The organism is Veillonella sp. 20925_1_51, from assembly GCF_041431445.1.
Lineage (GTDB): Bacteria > Bacillota > Negativicutes > Veillonellales > Veillonellaceae > Veillonella > Veillonella nakazawae.
Map to the genome: position 1 here is coordinate 24,163 of NZ_JAPVXT010000010.1, position 15,731 is coordinate 39,893.

Below are 15,731 nucleotides of genomic sequence, written 5' to 3' on the forward strand. Positions count from 1 at the left end.
TTTATATTAAAGATGAACTTTTGATTAGGTCAGTTACTAGAGGCTTATAGATTTTTCGCGGAATCTATGAGGATTAAAAGACATAATTTGTGTTCTTTACTCGCTGTCCTTGCTTTAGAGGTCGTAGATTAATCTACGACCTCTTTTGCATTTTAGAGATATTTATATATGGTATAATTTAAATAGTGCGGGGCCCCGTCATAATTTTATTATGAAAGGAGGACTGACATTGTCTAATCAAAAGTTCAAAAACAATGTTATCTTTAGGGCTTGGCGGATTGATAAAAAGACTGGCAAGAAGTTATGGGCAAGAGACTATGGTTTGAAAGCCTGGCCAATTCCTATTTCTGATCTAAAGAAATAATTGCTTAGCCTCCACGGTTGACGCACAAATGAGGTATCGCGAACCTCATGAAAAAGGGGCTGTAACAGAATGCGGTTTTACCGCATTCTAGTTGCAGTCCCTTTAAAATATAAGAACCATCAAGAAAATTAGATTTGTAAAACCTTATGTTTTCTTGGTGGTTCTTGTTTTTAGACGCACTTAAATAGACCTCTAGGCCTATTTAAATTTTTGTTGTTTAACCAGCTTCTTTTACAGTAAATAATGTTGTATTAACTCGTCCTGCTTGTATTCTGTTATGTAATTTTGTTAGATTGAATCCCATGGCCAACAAATATAGCATCTTATGTACGTTTCCACTACCACGATGTAAAAATCGTCTAAACCCAAGGTCTTGCTTTAATACACCAAATGCACCTTCAACTTGGATGGAACGGTTAATTCGTAATTGAACGCCTGTATCACTAATCAGTCTGTCTTGGTTTTCTGCCAATACAGTATCATAGGCAGGTGTAATTTCAACTCGTTTTACTGGATTAACTGAGGTTGGTTTCATATACCGTTGGCATTCTTTCTTGTATCCACATCGGTTGCAAGACTCACAAATATATACCTTTCGCTCAGATACAAATCCTGTTTTGTGTTTCGTCTTACGCGTGAAGGCATATATTAATTTACGTCCTTTTGCACATATAAATGCATCTTCTTCAGGTATATACTCCATATTACGAGCTTTGCTAATATCCTTGTCCCAAGTTCTAGTTTTCGCTTTTTCGTAATATTGAGGCTTTATACAAGATAGGTAATGGTTGTTCTTTAACCAAGTTAAGTTTTCATGGCTATCATAACCAGCATCAGCTACCACATATGTGAATCGACGGCTATGGATCTGCTCTAATTGCTGTACAAATGGAATTAAGGTATTAGTATCATTGGGCTTAGGGAATACACCAACTCCCATAATATATTCAGAATGAACAGCTAATTGTACATTGTAGGCAGGCTTAAGCTGTCCGTTACGCATATGATCTTCCTTCATACGCATAAACGTTGCATCATGATCTGTTTTAGAATAACTGTTACGTTCACCCATAATATACAACTGCTGTTCGTATTCTTTGCGTTTCTCATATAAATCTTCTGCTCGCTCATACAATCGTTGCAATGGTGTTTTATGCTTACCTTTTCCTTGTACTAATTCCATATGCTGTACTTCAATTTCTTTAGCGAGGAAAGTATAGATACATTCATCATTCATACAATGGGTATCTAGGCCTAATTCATTCCAGATGTTTTGCTTTAATATGGCTAATTTAGATGGTAATGTATCTAGTCTTTTTTGTACTGCTTTTCGCCAGACAAAGGTATACTTGTTGGCATTAGCCTCTAGTTTAGTTCCATCAACAAAAACTTCATTGAATGTTAAGGTATCATGTCTGTTAATAGCTTCCATCAACTGTGAAAACAGATTCATTAAGATATCGAGTGTACAACGGGCAAAAAATCGTTGGAAAGTCATATGACTTGGGGCTGAATAGCCTTGAAGAAGCCACATATAATTAATATTTTCTTCGCATTGTTGTTGTATCATACGTGTAGAATACACGCCGTTGGACATAGCATAGACAAAAATTTTGAACAGAATGTGCGGTGGAACTTTAGATTTTCTTCCTTTAGGAGAATACAAATGCTGTAACTCTTTATAGTCTAACTCCTCCAATACAGCATCGAGTAACCGCACAGGCGCTGTTTCTTTTATCAAAATGCCATAATCCAATGGTAAAACTAGTTGGCGAGGCATGACTAGTTTGGTATAATGAGGTTCATTGGTATGGTTTTTCTTCATAATCTAATTATACCAATGAAGAGGGCCCTTCGGGGTCCTTTTTTCTTAGAAATATAAAAAAACAAGCTATTAGTTGATCATATAAAATCAACTAATAGCTTGTTTAAATTAAGGGGCTGTTTTGTTACAGCCCCTTTTTTAGTTTTAAGTTATATTTAAGGTTGCCATTTAGAGTACCCAAATCCCATCATAATAATGCTGACCACGAGCATGCCGTTACCAAGGGTAATAGTGCTGTCGCTTGTGGCTAGACAGGTAATAAAGGCTCCAATACCCATAATAATTGTTCCTAGTATAGCAGATAGTTTATAGATTGCCATGATAATCACCCGTTGCTTTCACTAACGACATTAGGTCTCACAATATACGTGATAAGTGTGTATAGTAGGGCGCCGATTATAATCCCGTTTAGTGAAGCGAGACCAAATGGCATGAATTTTACACCAACTAATGCGATGGCCCAAGTGATCCAAGGAACTAGATTCCATTTTTTGAAAGTAGCCTTGTTATAATCAATATATTTTCCACGATGAACGAGATAGAAATCGGCTAGGATAATACCGCATAATGGTGGAACGATAATGCCTAGTGTGCTTAAGAATACAAAGAGGGATTCAATTTTGTACGGTTGTGTAATAGTTGCTAATGCAGAGATAGCAATCAGTACGGCTAGCATAATATTTCTATTTAATTTGAAAGAGTTTGCTAGGTTTAGTGAGGTGGAATAAAGGTTTGCACCATTTGTTGTAAAGATATTAGTTGTTAACAATAATAGGCTTGGGAACACAAGACCAAAGCTTAATAATACTGTAATTAAGTCGCCATCATGCATAGCTATACCTGCAATTGCTCCACAGCTAATCATTAATGTATTTCCGCCTAGTAGACCGATTGTACTGGCTGTAATAACATCCTTCTTGCTTTTACCATAGCGCATAATATCAGCGATACATGTAGCAGTAGATAGAATCCATGTACCAATAACAATAGTAATACCTGAAAGTAAATCAATAGGTTGTAATGGTATATGGTTAAACAATTCTTGCCAACCACCGATGGTTAGAACAGAACGAGTAGCTGTACCTAGTGAAAGAAATACGATAGCTGGAATTGCAATATAGCCAAATACAGCGAGTGATTTAATGCCTAGAATTGCAAAGATACCCATGATAACAGCACTTAGCATCATGGCAATGACTTCGCCTGTGTAGGAAAGGTTGAATACTTGAGCAATAAAATGTCCATATAAAGCCGCTTGAATGGTGTACCAACCTAGGTTGACGATAGGAACGAAGAGGGATGCAATTCTAGATCCTTCCTGACCAAAGCTATATCGAGTCAAAAGAGCAAAGGTAAGACCTGTTTTATAGGCAATAACACTTACTAACCCAGCGATGATACATAAGAAAATATTACCTAGAATCATGGCTAATAGTAACTCGTTGAAAGTCAGCCCCGCAGCTAATCCGCCACCAGCCATCATACTAGTTACAAGAAAAACGAATCCGGTCCAAACGATTGTGAGAGAAAAACAAGATTTTCTTGCCGCTAATGGCACAGGCTCTCTCGAGTACTCATTATCTGTATTTGTATCAACTTGTTCTACAAACTCTAATTTCTCCTTACTCATAGATCTACACTCCTATACGTAATGAAACCTACCATCATGTGTTTTGTATTTATATAAACATGGCAGTAAAGACCTATCTTGTAGCGTAAATATAGCAAATGTCTCAAATAGAGAGTTCATATTTAATTGTCATAAACGAATAGTATTTAATTTCATTTAAACATACTTAGAATTAATATTCAATATGTATGCCATACGTATAAGAGAATGTTGATAGTGAGACATATTCTATATATTAATAGTATTATAGATATTTGTATTTAATGTTTTTGAAAGTAACCACGACTGATCTATTTAGACCCTTTATTGATGCGAAAAATTCTACTCGTTGTTACTGTTATAGTATAGATGTAGAGTTATCGTTTATCCTAGTTTGTTGTTGAGTGAGGTAGCATGTATGGACGTTTTAGGTAAATCTCAGCTTAATTATGTTGTTCAGTCGTATATAGGCAAGCAAATCATGATAGTTGTGCCTAGTCAGTCTATAGGGAAAGATATTGATGCGGAGGCGGGGTCTAATCATTTATCTCTTAACCGTCAAATAATATGTCGTTTAGATACTAACAATCAAGCTGTGTTAGGCTTACCTTATTCTTATACGACAGGCCGTAATTGGTGTCGTCATCATATTCATGGGGTTGTTGGAGATGAAGCTTTTGGTATGGAGCTCATTTGCTGGAGTCCTGATAGCTTAGAGGACTTACAAGAGGTAGCGGCATGGTATGCACATAAATATGGAGCCCATCATGTGCTATTTGTTTCCTTAAAGGGTGAAACTAAGATTTGGAATTATCAGGGTTCTAGGATTATAGGGCATTGTAAACTTGGCCAGTGGCAAGCAAATTATATTGAACTATATGGTCAAATGGTTGTGGACGATTTGAAGTGTAAGGGATGCACTTATCAATGTATCTCTATTGAAGAGGATTACCGTCTAGTTCGAGCGCCTCATTGTGACCGTAGTAATTTAGATGATTTTGGACAACTTTCTAGTCATTTAGGTTTGGACCACATTCTCTTTATTCCCGCACCTAATCATCAGGTAGAGGGCCGTACGATGGAGCAGTATCTAGCGTTTTTAGATGTACCTTATGATAAGGTATATCATTCCTTTACTAATGGAAAAAATTCCTTATATTACGTTCTTTATGTTCGCCATTGTAGGCTGAAGTTGGTACTCGATGTATTACAACTATTGGTTGATGACTGTGACAGTAAACCACTATTATACGTAACACCAGAAGGTAATCTTTATATTTTGCAAAAAGATATGAGTATATTGCAAGGCGGTGGAGTATTCTCTAGAACATCTTATGTAGCGATGTTTACTAAGTTAAATAAAGAAATCCTACAAATACAATTAGACAGAGACTTTCACTATAATCGGCCTAATATGTTTACGAGAATGGGTGGGGCAATGATAATTGGACAAATAAAATAACTATGTATAGTGATCGGTCGGTTGAAAATTATATTCTCATTTAAAACCAAAATAGAGCCTTAGGGGAAAGCATCATGAATATTAAGAGCTCAAAATGTTTTTGTACAGAATTGGTTATCTAAAAGCTCATATAACATTGATAGTAATGGAATCGTTATATATATTGGACGACTAGCGTTATATACATATAATACAAGCTAAAGCTTTACGCTTGGGCCATACATAGGCACGTTCTCGAGGATATAGTATACTTATACTAATGAGAGAACGTGCCTATTATTGTTTGAGAGGTGTTGTATGAAACTAAAAAGTACTTTGTTGAGCTTAGCTGTAGCAGTAGCTTTCACCATGCCTATTGATGCGGCGCAATATACTGTGCCTGAAGGACAGCCGCCTGTACCAGGGGCTGATGCAAGTATTCCAGATAATGCGTATCAGAACTATCGTTACGATAAGACTCGCAATATTCCTACTGCTGATTACATTAAGAAAATGGAAGATTATAATAAGCGGATTGATGGAGAGGTTTTTGAGAAGAAAGGTACTGCAGAGCAGGCAGAGCAATTAAAAAAAGCCTATGCGAAGTATTTGGATTTAATTACGCATGAATCTACTATAATTTTATTGCACGAAGGTGACTATAAGGCTAAAGTGACATTGCCTATTTCCGTGGTAGAAAGTTATTTTGAGGACTTGGATAAAAAGGGTAAAGGCTCGTATATTTTTGATCGTCATGCTATTGCGGGGCTAGTAGGTGCTAATGAACGAGTTGAAGATTCAGGATTTAATAAAAATGCTCAACGACAAGGGGAATTTATCTATCCAGGCATTAGTAAAGGCTATTGGGGAATAAGAGAGAAATATGTGAATGGGAATCTGCCTGTAATGTATGCTGCTGTTACTTTTGATCCATACCCAAATCAGACGTATATGGCATTTTTAGGCTATAAAAATCAGCCCGTTACAAAAAAGTTAGAATCTACAATGGCTAATTTTGTAATTCCTTCTATTCAACCGTTAGAAAACCTTGATAATACTAGTGATGCTATTACATGGGATAATCTGACCTATCGAGTACCTAAGGGAATGACTTTAGATATTGTGGATAAAAGCGAGGACTTTCAAGGTCGCGTTTATGTTGGAGACGGTATGAAACTCGTTGTTGCACGGAGTTCTTTAGTTGATAAGGGAGAGCCGATCCAACTGTATACGCAGAGAGTTTTAAACCACTTTTTCTATAAAAAGAATCCAACATTATTAAAAGAGATACCTCTTCAAGCAGCTTTAGTATGGAATAATGGTGTTCCTTCGTATCTTCTAGATCAATATAATCCGGGTAAGAAATCTCGTATTTATCAACTGATAACAGATGATAAGTATGAATATTATATTTTCCTTACCTATGAAGATGGTAAAAATAAGTATAGTAATATTGAACTACGCAATATAATGGAATATTTAGACTTTGGAAATGCGAAGCAAATAAGACAAGCTAGAAATAAAAGATTAAAGAAATAAGAAAAAGACCGTACCTTTTGCTACGGTCTTTTCTGTATTTATCTATATATTTCTATTATTCGTTCCTTATTGTATCGTATATTAGTTCGTTCTATAATAGACTTAGGATAGTTGGACGAGGTTGGGCAAAAACAAATAGCCCTTCATTTCCACTAATCTGGAGATTAGTATAAAACGAAAAGGCCATTTCTTCATGTTTTTATGTAAGTAGAGATGAGCCTGACGCAGCTACTCGTCTGACTATCTACTTATATTATAGTAAGGTTATGATATATCGTCAAATTGTGATGAATATGTGTATAATACGTAATGTGTTGAGGTCTTGTAAAATAAGGAAAACTCCTATTGGTTTAACCGATAGGAGTTTTTTTAGTGTGTTCTTTTATACGCTTCTTTTATATCATTCTTTCAAGTCGTCAGGAATCGCCGGTGGAGCCGGTGGTTTACCCATAGATCTTTCAATGAACACCACAGCCACAAAGACGATGAGGCTGACAATGGAACCGAAGATGATAGACATAATGCCGTATGGGTTGCCCACGAATTCCCAGTACACGCCTGCGATGGAGCCGAGCACGATGGACCAAATGCCAGCGCCTGCTGTTGCATTTTTCCATGTGAGGCCTAGTAGGAATGCAGCGAATGGGCCAGCGGATCTCATGGTGAAAGCAAATACGAGCATTGGAATGATGGCTTTGCTTACAAGGGAGATAACGATAGCGATAATGCCAAGGAATAGCACGCATAGACGGCTATATCTAGTGAGCTGTGCATCAGTGAGGCTTTTACCAAAATGATGTTCTACAATATCCTTGGTAAATACAGTAGCAGCGCCTAATAGGTCGCCTGCGCCTGATGAAAGCGTTGCCGATACGACAGCGGCCATAACGAAGCCTGCCATTATTGGAGGCATGAGGTTAAGTGCTACCGTTGCCACCGCGTTGTTCGCTTCGATGTTTGGAAACTCAGCTAATGCTACGAGGCCTAACACGGCAGGAACGAAGGCAAATAGAGCCATGATAATACCACAAATGATGGAACCAAGAACGGCTGTTTTTTCGTCCTTCGCGGCGAAGTACCGTTGTACGGACTCTTGGCCGGTGGAGAAGGTCATGAAGTACATGATAATAAGGCCTATGATAGTTTTCCAACCAACCTTTGTAAAGCCAAGCTGTTCAGGTGGTAATTTAGCTACTACTGATTCCCAGCCGCCCACATTGTGCAATACGAACGGCACAGCGAGGGAGAAGCCCCCAACGAGAACGAAGAAATGGATAACGTCCGTCATCGTTACGCTCCACATGCCACCGGACATGGTGTAAATTACGAGAACCGCACCGCAGATGAGGATGGCGAGCTCTGTTGAAAGCCCGGTGAGAACGCTAATAATCGTTGCTGTCGCTGTAATCTGTACGCCTGCAAGTGTAATAGTTGCGAGCATAGAGAGAATCGATGTAATGAGATGACTAGAGCCACCGAAGCGACGACCGATGATCTCTGGCACTGTTGTTGCCATAGCACGACGTAAAAGCGGTGCGATGAAAGCAACGAGAATAACCCCAATCCCTGCAGAGACTACGTACCAACCTGCAGATAAACCCCAAGAACCATACGCTTTTGCGGCTACACCAACGGTACTCCCGCCACCGATCTCCGTAGCTGCTAATGTGCCTGCCGTCATAAGAACCCCAATACGACGACCTGCGAGTAGATAGTCAGTACTATCTTTTACACGAATATGACAATACACGCCGACCAATAAATTCAGTAATAAATAGGCACAAACGATAACCCATATAATAGTTAAAGAATCCATATGCCACCTCCTAAACTACAAACTAGTTAGAGACACATACTAAATCACCCTTACCTACTTGCGGGGCATATATCAAGTATAGTTTAATTATCCATAAAAACTGGAGAAAATACAAAGAGGAGTTTCTTGATATATTGGAGAATGTATATATATTAGGAACTAAAAAAAGCCCGTTAATACGGGCTTTTTCTATTCATTCCTTTGAAGCACTTGTGGCGCTTATTTGCCTTACAAAAAGCAAATAGCCCTCCGTTACCGCATGGTAGCTAAGTAAACAGAAAGGCCATTTCCTAATTTTTTACTGATTTAGAGATGAGCCTGACGTCACTACTCGTCTGACTATCTACTTATATTATAGGGATAAAGATATATATCGTCAAATGGAGATAAACCTTATAAATATCAATCTTATAAATATCAATTAGAAGTAACTCATATATACTAAATTATAAAATTATTAATAATAGGCACAGTCTTATTTGCATAGTATACTTATGCTAATAAGGTTGTGCTTATTTTGTTGTAATGTGAGAGAAGAAAAAGAGAGGGTTTTATGTTACGTAAAAGTGTAATTATGATGGCAGTAGCAACTGCTTTCACCATAAATGTAAGTGCTGTGCAGATCGAAGTGCCAAAAGGACAGCCACCTGTGCCTGGGGCCGATGCGAGAATTCCTGCCAATGCGTATGAGAATTATCGGCATATTAATAAAGTAGCGGAGCAAGAGGCAGAGTCATATAGTCAATTTGCAAAATCGAATCCTAAAAATCCGCCATCTACGCTTGATAAGCTAAATCTGGAACATCCTGGTTTTTCTAAGGCTTTGGAGCTTGCAGATTATTCGCAGTCTACAGTGGTATTGATTCATGAAGGGGATAAAAATATCAGATTATCCGTACCAAATGTTAGCTTCCGTGGTGATGTGATAGAAACTGAGCCTGGAAAAGGGCCATTATTTGCTGTTCGTAGTCTCAGTTCGTTTTTAGTAGTAGGACCACCTCATGGTAAAGAGCTTAGTAAATATGCTGAAGGTGAAGGAAAATATAATTATCCAGGGTTGAGGAATGCATCTTGGAAGTTCATGTCAAACAATTCTCGTATAATGTATACGGAATTCACTCCGGATGATACAAAGACAACGTATGGAGTTACTTATGGGGGATGGGTTAATACAGAAGATCCATATCAAGATCAAGCACCTGAAGTGGTGATGAGTAATTATATTATTCCATCCATAGAATCCTTATCTAGATTAGATAATTACAGTCAGATTGAGCATTGGGGGAACTTTCACTATCGCATTCCTAAGACGGCTAAGTTAGTCAGTGAAGCCGTAGAAAATGAGAGACATGAGGTGAGAACTTATGAGGATACAGGGGTTAAAATACGGGTAATACGTAGCGCAATTATGAGCAAAGAGACAGATAACACGCTGATTAAGGTTCCAATAATATATTATTTACATAAATATAATGATTTAGAAACACCTACACAGTACGCCGTAGTGTGGAATAATGGAATTCCTGGTTCTTTAGTTGATGCCTATAAGCCCAATCGTGAATCCTATCTTCGTCATGTTGTGAAAGATTCTGTATACTATTACAGTTATCGTATTAATTATGATGAAAGTAAAACGTCTTATACACATAAACAGCTAAGAGATATGATTGAATACGTAGGCTTTGATGATGCTGCAAGATTACGTAAAGAGCCACAATGGCGAGAAGAAGGGACATATAAGGAGCGGCTTGAAAATAGTTCAATCTTTATTCCATGGTATATGGAATGGGTTAAGCTGTTAAGTAAATAAGCTGTATTTGACTATTTAGTTTGAGAGAGGTTTTTATGGTTCAACGTATTTTAATGCTAGTCCTTGTATTGCTGGCTTTCACCATGCCCACAGAGGCAATCACATTACAAGAATTACAGACATCGCCACAGTTCAAATTAGTTCATGTTCAGGCGATGAATCCTACGATGGAGCGCGGTGGTTTATATATCTATTTGAACACCTATTCTATTGAGGCGACTCATTATGCACCCCCACAATATTCTTTGCGTGGTACCTATTATGTCGTAATAGATACAGATTACCAATCTACGATTGAAGAGAAACAACTTACTGTGGATTATGATACAAACTATTCTCTAGCTACCTTAATCCATTCGTCTCATATGATGAATCCAAGCCCGTCTACGTTGGCTTTGATTGAGGCTAGTGAAAGTAAATCTGGCTTATCTCTAGTGGACGTAGCTGTGGCAAAATATTCATTCGATGGGGCAGCACAGCAAATGCAGTATCGAAATGATATGCGCAAGTTCCCACTCAAGCGAAATAATACCATTATGTATGGTATAGCAGAGGCTATGTTTATGGCTGCCTATCAGCAGTATTTTGATGATATTGTTGTACAGTGAGGTGGACGATGAAACGCATATATTTACTTTCACTATGGTTATTAGCCTGCCTCGTATTGCCTATGAAAGGTCAAGCCGTAGCACAGGCTGACTTATTAAACTCAGAGCGATTTGAGCACATCGATTCGAGTGCTGACTCTGGACGAGGGGATGGAAAATATTTGGACCTTTCATCTGTTAAGCCTGTATCGGCACCGAATGGTCATCGTCGTATCGAAGCGGTCATCTATGTTTCTATGCCTGCTGCTAATATGATTCAAGGACTTTCAGTACAATACGATTACCAAATGGATCGTTCTTTGCGCCATTTAATTAATGCTCATGATCAAGCTTTAAAACAAGGCAATAAGATACCGTATATCTCTATTTGGCGTACAAAACAAGGGAACTCAGGAATCACTGGAACCGTTAATGATGGCGGTACCTATTATAATGATGGACAAATTCGTCAACAACGTGTGTATGCAGAAAACCTAAAAGCTATGATTCTACCTGCTGATTTTGGTGATGAAAAATATAAATTGCCTAATTTGATGTATAAAAAAGCATATGGCATAGCTTATGACGATGAGACATAATAAATTATTGATAGTATTAGAATGGTCAGAATCGAGGATAGACTTAGATTGATGATTAAACTTATTTTTTTGTTTCTGTTAAAGTTTGTGCTTTTACTTATTTGGGGATCCTCTATTTGGTGGATTTATACATTACTGTACGATCGATATGTATTAGAAGCATATCCATTAAGAGATTATGTGCCGGTATTGATTTTTTGCTTTGGGAATATTTGGGTTTTACCATGGGTAATTTTATGGTATGAGAAACTATATCCTGTGTTTGATAAACCGAAAATGTATTATAGAGTGAAAGCATGGTTCATTTCTTTAAAAGAACAATCTACCATGGGTATGTGTATATATAGTTGTATAGATTTTTTAATAAAGTTATGTCTAATAACGTATGGCACTATGGCTGTTTTAGCTGGTTTTATTTTGGTTGGTGTTATATTAGTTATGCCTCTACTTATGATTCTTGGATTGATATTTCGTTAGCTCTTGAAAGCTTTTGAACACGCATATTTTATTTCTGATACGCTCTAAACCTATTTACACAATGTAAAAGCCAAGCTATTCATATTTAGAATTAGCTCGGCTTTTATTAGTTTATTCGTATATTTATATAATATAATACTTATTGTATCGTATATTAGTTCGTTCTATAATAGACTTAGGATAGTCAGATGAGGTTGGGCCTCTCTTCGTCATCGAAGGGAGGGATAAGCCTATGAGTGATTATGAAATAATCATGCTCTTATTACAGGTAATAACTGTCGTTATTGCCTTTGGGGCATTAATAGCGCTTATTTGTCTTGGAAAAGACAAATAGCCCTTCGTTATCTTAGATGATTCGATAACTGAAAGGCCATTTCTCAAGATTTTCTGTTTTTAGAGATGCGCCTGACGTTGCGACTCGTCTGACTATCTACTTATATTATAGGGATAAAGATATATATCGTCAAATTGAGATAAACCTTATCAATACTAAATATATACACAAAACTTATACATACTAAAATATAAAATCATTAATAATAGGCACAGTCTTGTTTGCATAGTATACTTATGCTAATAAGGTTGTGCTTATTTTGTTGTAATGTGAGAGAAAAAAGAGGGTTTTATGTTACGTAAAAGTATAATTATGATGGCACTAGCTACTGCTTTCACCATGAATGTAAGTGCTGTACAAATCGAAGTGCCAGCAGGACAACCACCTGTACCAGGGGCAGAGGCGAGCATTCCTGCTAATGCGTATGAAAATTATTCCCATATTAATGAAAATGCCCAAAAAGAAGCTGAAGCCTTTAGCGTGGAAGTACAGAGCTTGGAGGAGGAGCCGAAAGCAGATAACTATAAGATTTTTAAGGCAAAACCAGATATTGTTAAGCCTTATAAGCTGGCAGAATTCTCACAATCTACTGTTATCTTACTTCATGAAGGAAAGCAGAATATCCGTTTATCTGTACCAAATATCAGCTTGCGGGGAGATACGGTTGAATCTAAATCGAGTAAGGGCTCTTTATTTGTAGTTCGTGGCTTTACAAGCATCTTAATGGTGGGGCCACCACATGGTAAAGAATTTAGTAAACGTATGCACAATGAAGGTATCTATACATATCCAGGCTTAGAAAATGCATCTTGGAAAATCCTTAAAGCCAAGACACATGTAATGTATACAGAGTTTACGCCTAAGAATACGAACACTACTTATGGAATTACATATCTTGGAGGTGGTGATGTGAAGGAACCATTCCAAGATAAAATAGCTGAAGTAGTAATGAGTAATTATATTATTCCATCTATTGAACCTTTATCTGGGTTAGACAATTATAGCCATGTTAAACATTGGGATAATTTTAGTTATCGTATTCCTAAAACGGCTAAGCTCGTGAGCGAAGCTATAGAAGATAATAAATATGAGGTTCGTACTTATGAAGATGCAGGGATTAAGATTCGGGTTTTACGATATAAAATAGACCCTAAATTTTCTGATAGAAGCTTGGCAAGAAAACAAATTTTATCTTTTTTGAATAAATATGGTGACCTTGAGGCTCCTACACAGTATGCAACAGTTTGGAATAATGGACTTCCAGGATTCTTAATTGATCGATACAAACCTAATGGTGAGTCCTATTTGCGCCATTATACAAAGGATTCTGAATATTATTATAGTTATCGCATTGATTATGATGAAAGCAAATCTTCGTATAAGCATAAACAATTGCGTGATATGGTTGAGTATGTAGATTTTGATAATATTAAAAGTTTACGAAAGGCACCTCAATGGCGTGTAAGTAATAGCCATAAAAAGAAGCTTGATGCGGATCCAATCTTTAATCCGTGGTATATGGAGTGGATTAGAATATTAACTCAATAAGAAATTTTGTTTTTAAGTTTTATGATATTAGATAGGAGAGAGGCAATGAGTATACTCAAGTACATCAAAATTATATTAGTGCTTTTGTTTAAGGCTTATCTTATTTATCTATGGATTAACTTTGTAGAGACCTTTACTCAGCTACTCTATTATATTTATGTATTAAAAGTATATTCATTGGAGCATTTCGGTCTATTTCTATTCTTTCTCTTTGGTAATATATGTTGTATTCTGTGGCTTGTTTTATGGTGTAAGCGATTATCGCCAGCTTTTAACAAACCAAAAATATATTATAAAATTAAAGACTGGATACGATCCAAGAAACAAGAAGCACCTATCTATAAAGTCCTATTTGGCAGTTTATTGCTTTTGCTAAAACTATGTCTTGTAGTGTATATCTTAATCTCTGTCTTTACAGTTTTAAGTATTCCATTGATAAATTATTAGTCTATTTTGTAAAAGTTTAGAAAGATGAGAGAATATATGTTACATCGATTTTTAATAACGCTAGGGCTTATGCTAGCTTTCACCATTCCAGCCCAAGCAGTTACGATTGAGGAGCTCACGTCTCAGCCACAGTTTAAGCAGGTATCTCAGTTTGTGTCGGATATTCCTAGTGTAGACGAGCGTGGCGCGTCCTATATTGACGTGAATACGGTGAAAGTAATCGGTTTTGAGCCGCCTATTTATACAATCAAGGCGACGGTATATAAAGCGTATCAGTGGAATGATGAGAAAGTGATTACCGTTAAGGACATGACTTTCACCTATGATAGTAGCAATTCAGCAGCTAGTAAGGTCTATCGGGCGCAACAGCAAGGGAAAACGGCGATTAATACTGATGCGGGTGCGAATATGGATATGAATGAAGATATGTGGTCTAATCCAGGTATTATGCGCGATGAAGAGGAAATCAGTCGCTTTGGCTTTGATGGAACGCCTCGGCCTATCAATCGTGGGGCCTTTCTGCGCAGACCCGTTGTGAAAGATTCTCTAAATAAAGAGTTTTACGATATCGCTGATGCAGTGTATTATGAAGTATATAAGGAACATTTTGATGAGGTTATTGTTAATTAAATTCTATGTTCGGAGGTTATTATGAAAGCATTTGAAACAAAAGATTATAAGGCGTTTACCATGTTTGAGGAACGTTGGGCTCTTGTTACAGCGGGTACGCTTGATGATTTTAATACGTGTACAGTTAGTTGGGGCAGTATGGGTAACATGTGGGGCATGCTTGGCAATGATATATCTACCGTGACTGTGTACATTCATCCAGCTCGCTATACTCAAGAATTCATGGCGAAATACGATACTTTTACAGTTAGCTTATTCCCTAACAGCCAGCGTAAGGCTCTTGGCTATTTAGGCTCTCATTCTGGTCGCGATGAAGATAAGGTTGCCAATTCTGGTTTAACACCAGTGGCAGTCGGTGATGGAGTGACCTTCAAAGAAGCAGATTTAACATTTGTATGTAAAAAGTTATATGAACACCAATTCGATGAAGCTCATTTGGCAGATAAAATAAAGGAATATTATGCAGCAAACCCTACTGCCTATACTCAAATTGGTCATGATCGTTGGGAACCACATTATATGTACATCGGCGAAGTACTTGAGGCTATAGAGGGCTAGTTTGTTCACGTAACAAATGAGGATGTGCATTCAATTTTCAATTCTTTGGAGTACTGTGAATGCTGTATCTGAGATAAATATATACTTATAAAGAAATAATGAGATATAAAAACAGCCAGTATTGCGATTTGCAGTACTGGCTGTTTG

The 15,731-nt window shown here is 37.2% G+C and carries 13 protein-coding genes; 9 read left to right on the forward strand and 4 right to left on the reverse strand.

The window, feature by feature from the left end; translation table 11 throughout:
* Positions 1-229: 229 nt before the first annotated feature.
* Positions 230-364: a hypothetical protein gene (locus O3607_RS09175; protein WP_371443749.1), complete on the forward strand. Its 135-nt coding sequence runs from the start codon at positions 230-232 to the stop codon at positions 362-364.
* Positions 365-581: 217 nt separating this feature from the next.
* Here O3607_RS09175 and O3607_RS09180 read toward each other — a convergent pair whose 3' ends face one another.
* The 3 genes from O3607_RS09180 to O3607_RS09190 all read right to left on the reverse strand — a co-directional run bounded on the left by O3607_RS09180 (position 582) and on the right by O3607_RS09190 (position 3,819).
* A complete protein-coding gene (locus O3607_RS09180; protein ID WP_371443750.1) occupies positions 582-2,189 on the reverse strand; it encodes an IS1182 family transposase in 1,608 nt (535 codons plus the stop codon).
* Positions 2,190-2,344: 155 nt separating this feature from the next.
* A complete protein-coding gene (locus O3607_RS09185; protein ID WP_287499474.1) occupies positions 2,345-2,509 on the reverse strand; it encodes a hypothetical protein in 165 nt (54 codons plus the stop codon).
* Positions 2,510-2,514: 5 nt separating this feature from the next.
* Positions 2,515-3,819, reverse strand: coding sequence for a cytosine permease (locus O3607_RS09190; protein WP_371443751.1), 1,305 nt, complete (start codon positions 3,817-3,819; stop codon positions 2,515-2,517).
* Positions 3,820-4,216: 397 nt separating this feature from the next.
* Here O3607_RS09190 and O3607_RS09195 point away from each other — a divergent pair, with 397 nt between their 5' ends.
* Both O3607_RS09195 and O3607_RS09200 read left to right on the forward strand, forming a co-directional pair.
* Positions 4,217-5,260 carry a hypothetical protein gene (locus O3607_RS09195; protein WP_371443752.1) on the forward strand — a complete coding sequence of 348 codons (1,044 nt, stop codon included), beginning with the start codon at positions 4,217-4,219 and terminating at the stop codon, positions 5,258-5,260.
* A gap of 297 nt (positions 5,261-5,557) precedes the next feature.
* A complete protein-coding gene (locus O3607_RS09200; protein ID WP_371443753.1) occupies positions 5,558-6,778 on the forward strand; it encodes a hypothetical protein in 1,221 nt (406 codons plus the stop codon).
* A 400-nt stretch (positions 6,779-7,178) separates the two neighbouring features.
* On the opposite strand, the gene O3607_RS09205 is transcribed toward O3607_RS09200, so the two are convergent.
* Positions 7,179-8,594, reverse strand: coding sequence for a sodium:solute symporter (locus tag O3607_RS09205; protein ID WP_295220428.1), 1,416 nt, complete (start codon positions 8,592-8,594; stop codon positions 7,179-7,181).
* Between the two features lie 553 nt (positions 8,595-9,147).
* On the opposite strand from O3607_RS09205, the gene O3607_RS09210 reads away from it, so the two are divergent.
* The 6 genes from O3607_RS09210 to O3607_RS09235 all read left to right on the forward strand — a co-directional run bounded on the left by O3607_RS09210 (position 9,148) and on the right by O3607_RS09235 (position 15,584).
* Complete coding sequence (locus O3607_RS09210) at positions 9,148-10,404, forward strand: hypothetical protein (RefSeq protein ID WP_371443754.1); 1,257 nt, start codon at positions 9,148-9,150, stop codon at positions 10,402-10,404.
* A 35-nt stretch (positions 10,405-10,439) separates the two neighbouring features.
* Complete coding sequence (locus O3607_RS09215) at positions 10,440-11,012, forward strand: hypothetical protein (protein WP_287533792.1); 573 nt, start codon at positions 10,440-10,442, stop codon at positions 11,010-11,012.
* A gap of 8 nt (positions 11,013-11,020) precedes the next feature.
* A complete protein-coding gene (locus O3607_RS09220; protein WP_314362831.1) occupies positions 11,021-11,590 on the forward strand; it encodes a hypothetical protein in 570 nt (189 codons plus the stop codon).
* A 1,102-nt stretch (positions 11,591-12,692) separates the two neighbouring features.
* The gene (locus tag O3607_RS09225; protein WP_371443755.1) at positions 12,693-13,949 is read left to right on the forward strand and encodes a hypothetical protein; all 1,257 of its coding nucleotides are present in this window, start codon (positions 12,693-12,695) and stop codon (positions 13,947-13,949) included.
* Between the two features lie 483 nt (positions 13,950-14,432).
* On the forward strand, positions 14,433-15,026 hold the full coding sequence (locus O3607_RS09230; protein WP_371443756.1) for a hypothetical protein: 594 nt from the start codon (positions 14,433-14,435) through the stop codon (positions 15,024-15,026).
* Between the two features lie 21 nt (positions 15,027-15,047).
* Positions 15,048-15,584: a flavin reductase gene (locus tag O3607_RS09235; RefSeq protein WP_119206384.1), complete on the forward strand. Its 537-nt coding sequence runs from the start codon at positions 15,048-15,050 to the stop codon at positions 15,582-15,584.
* The last annotated feature ends 147 nt before the right edge of the window (positions 15,585-15,731 follow it).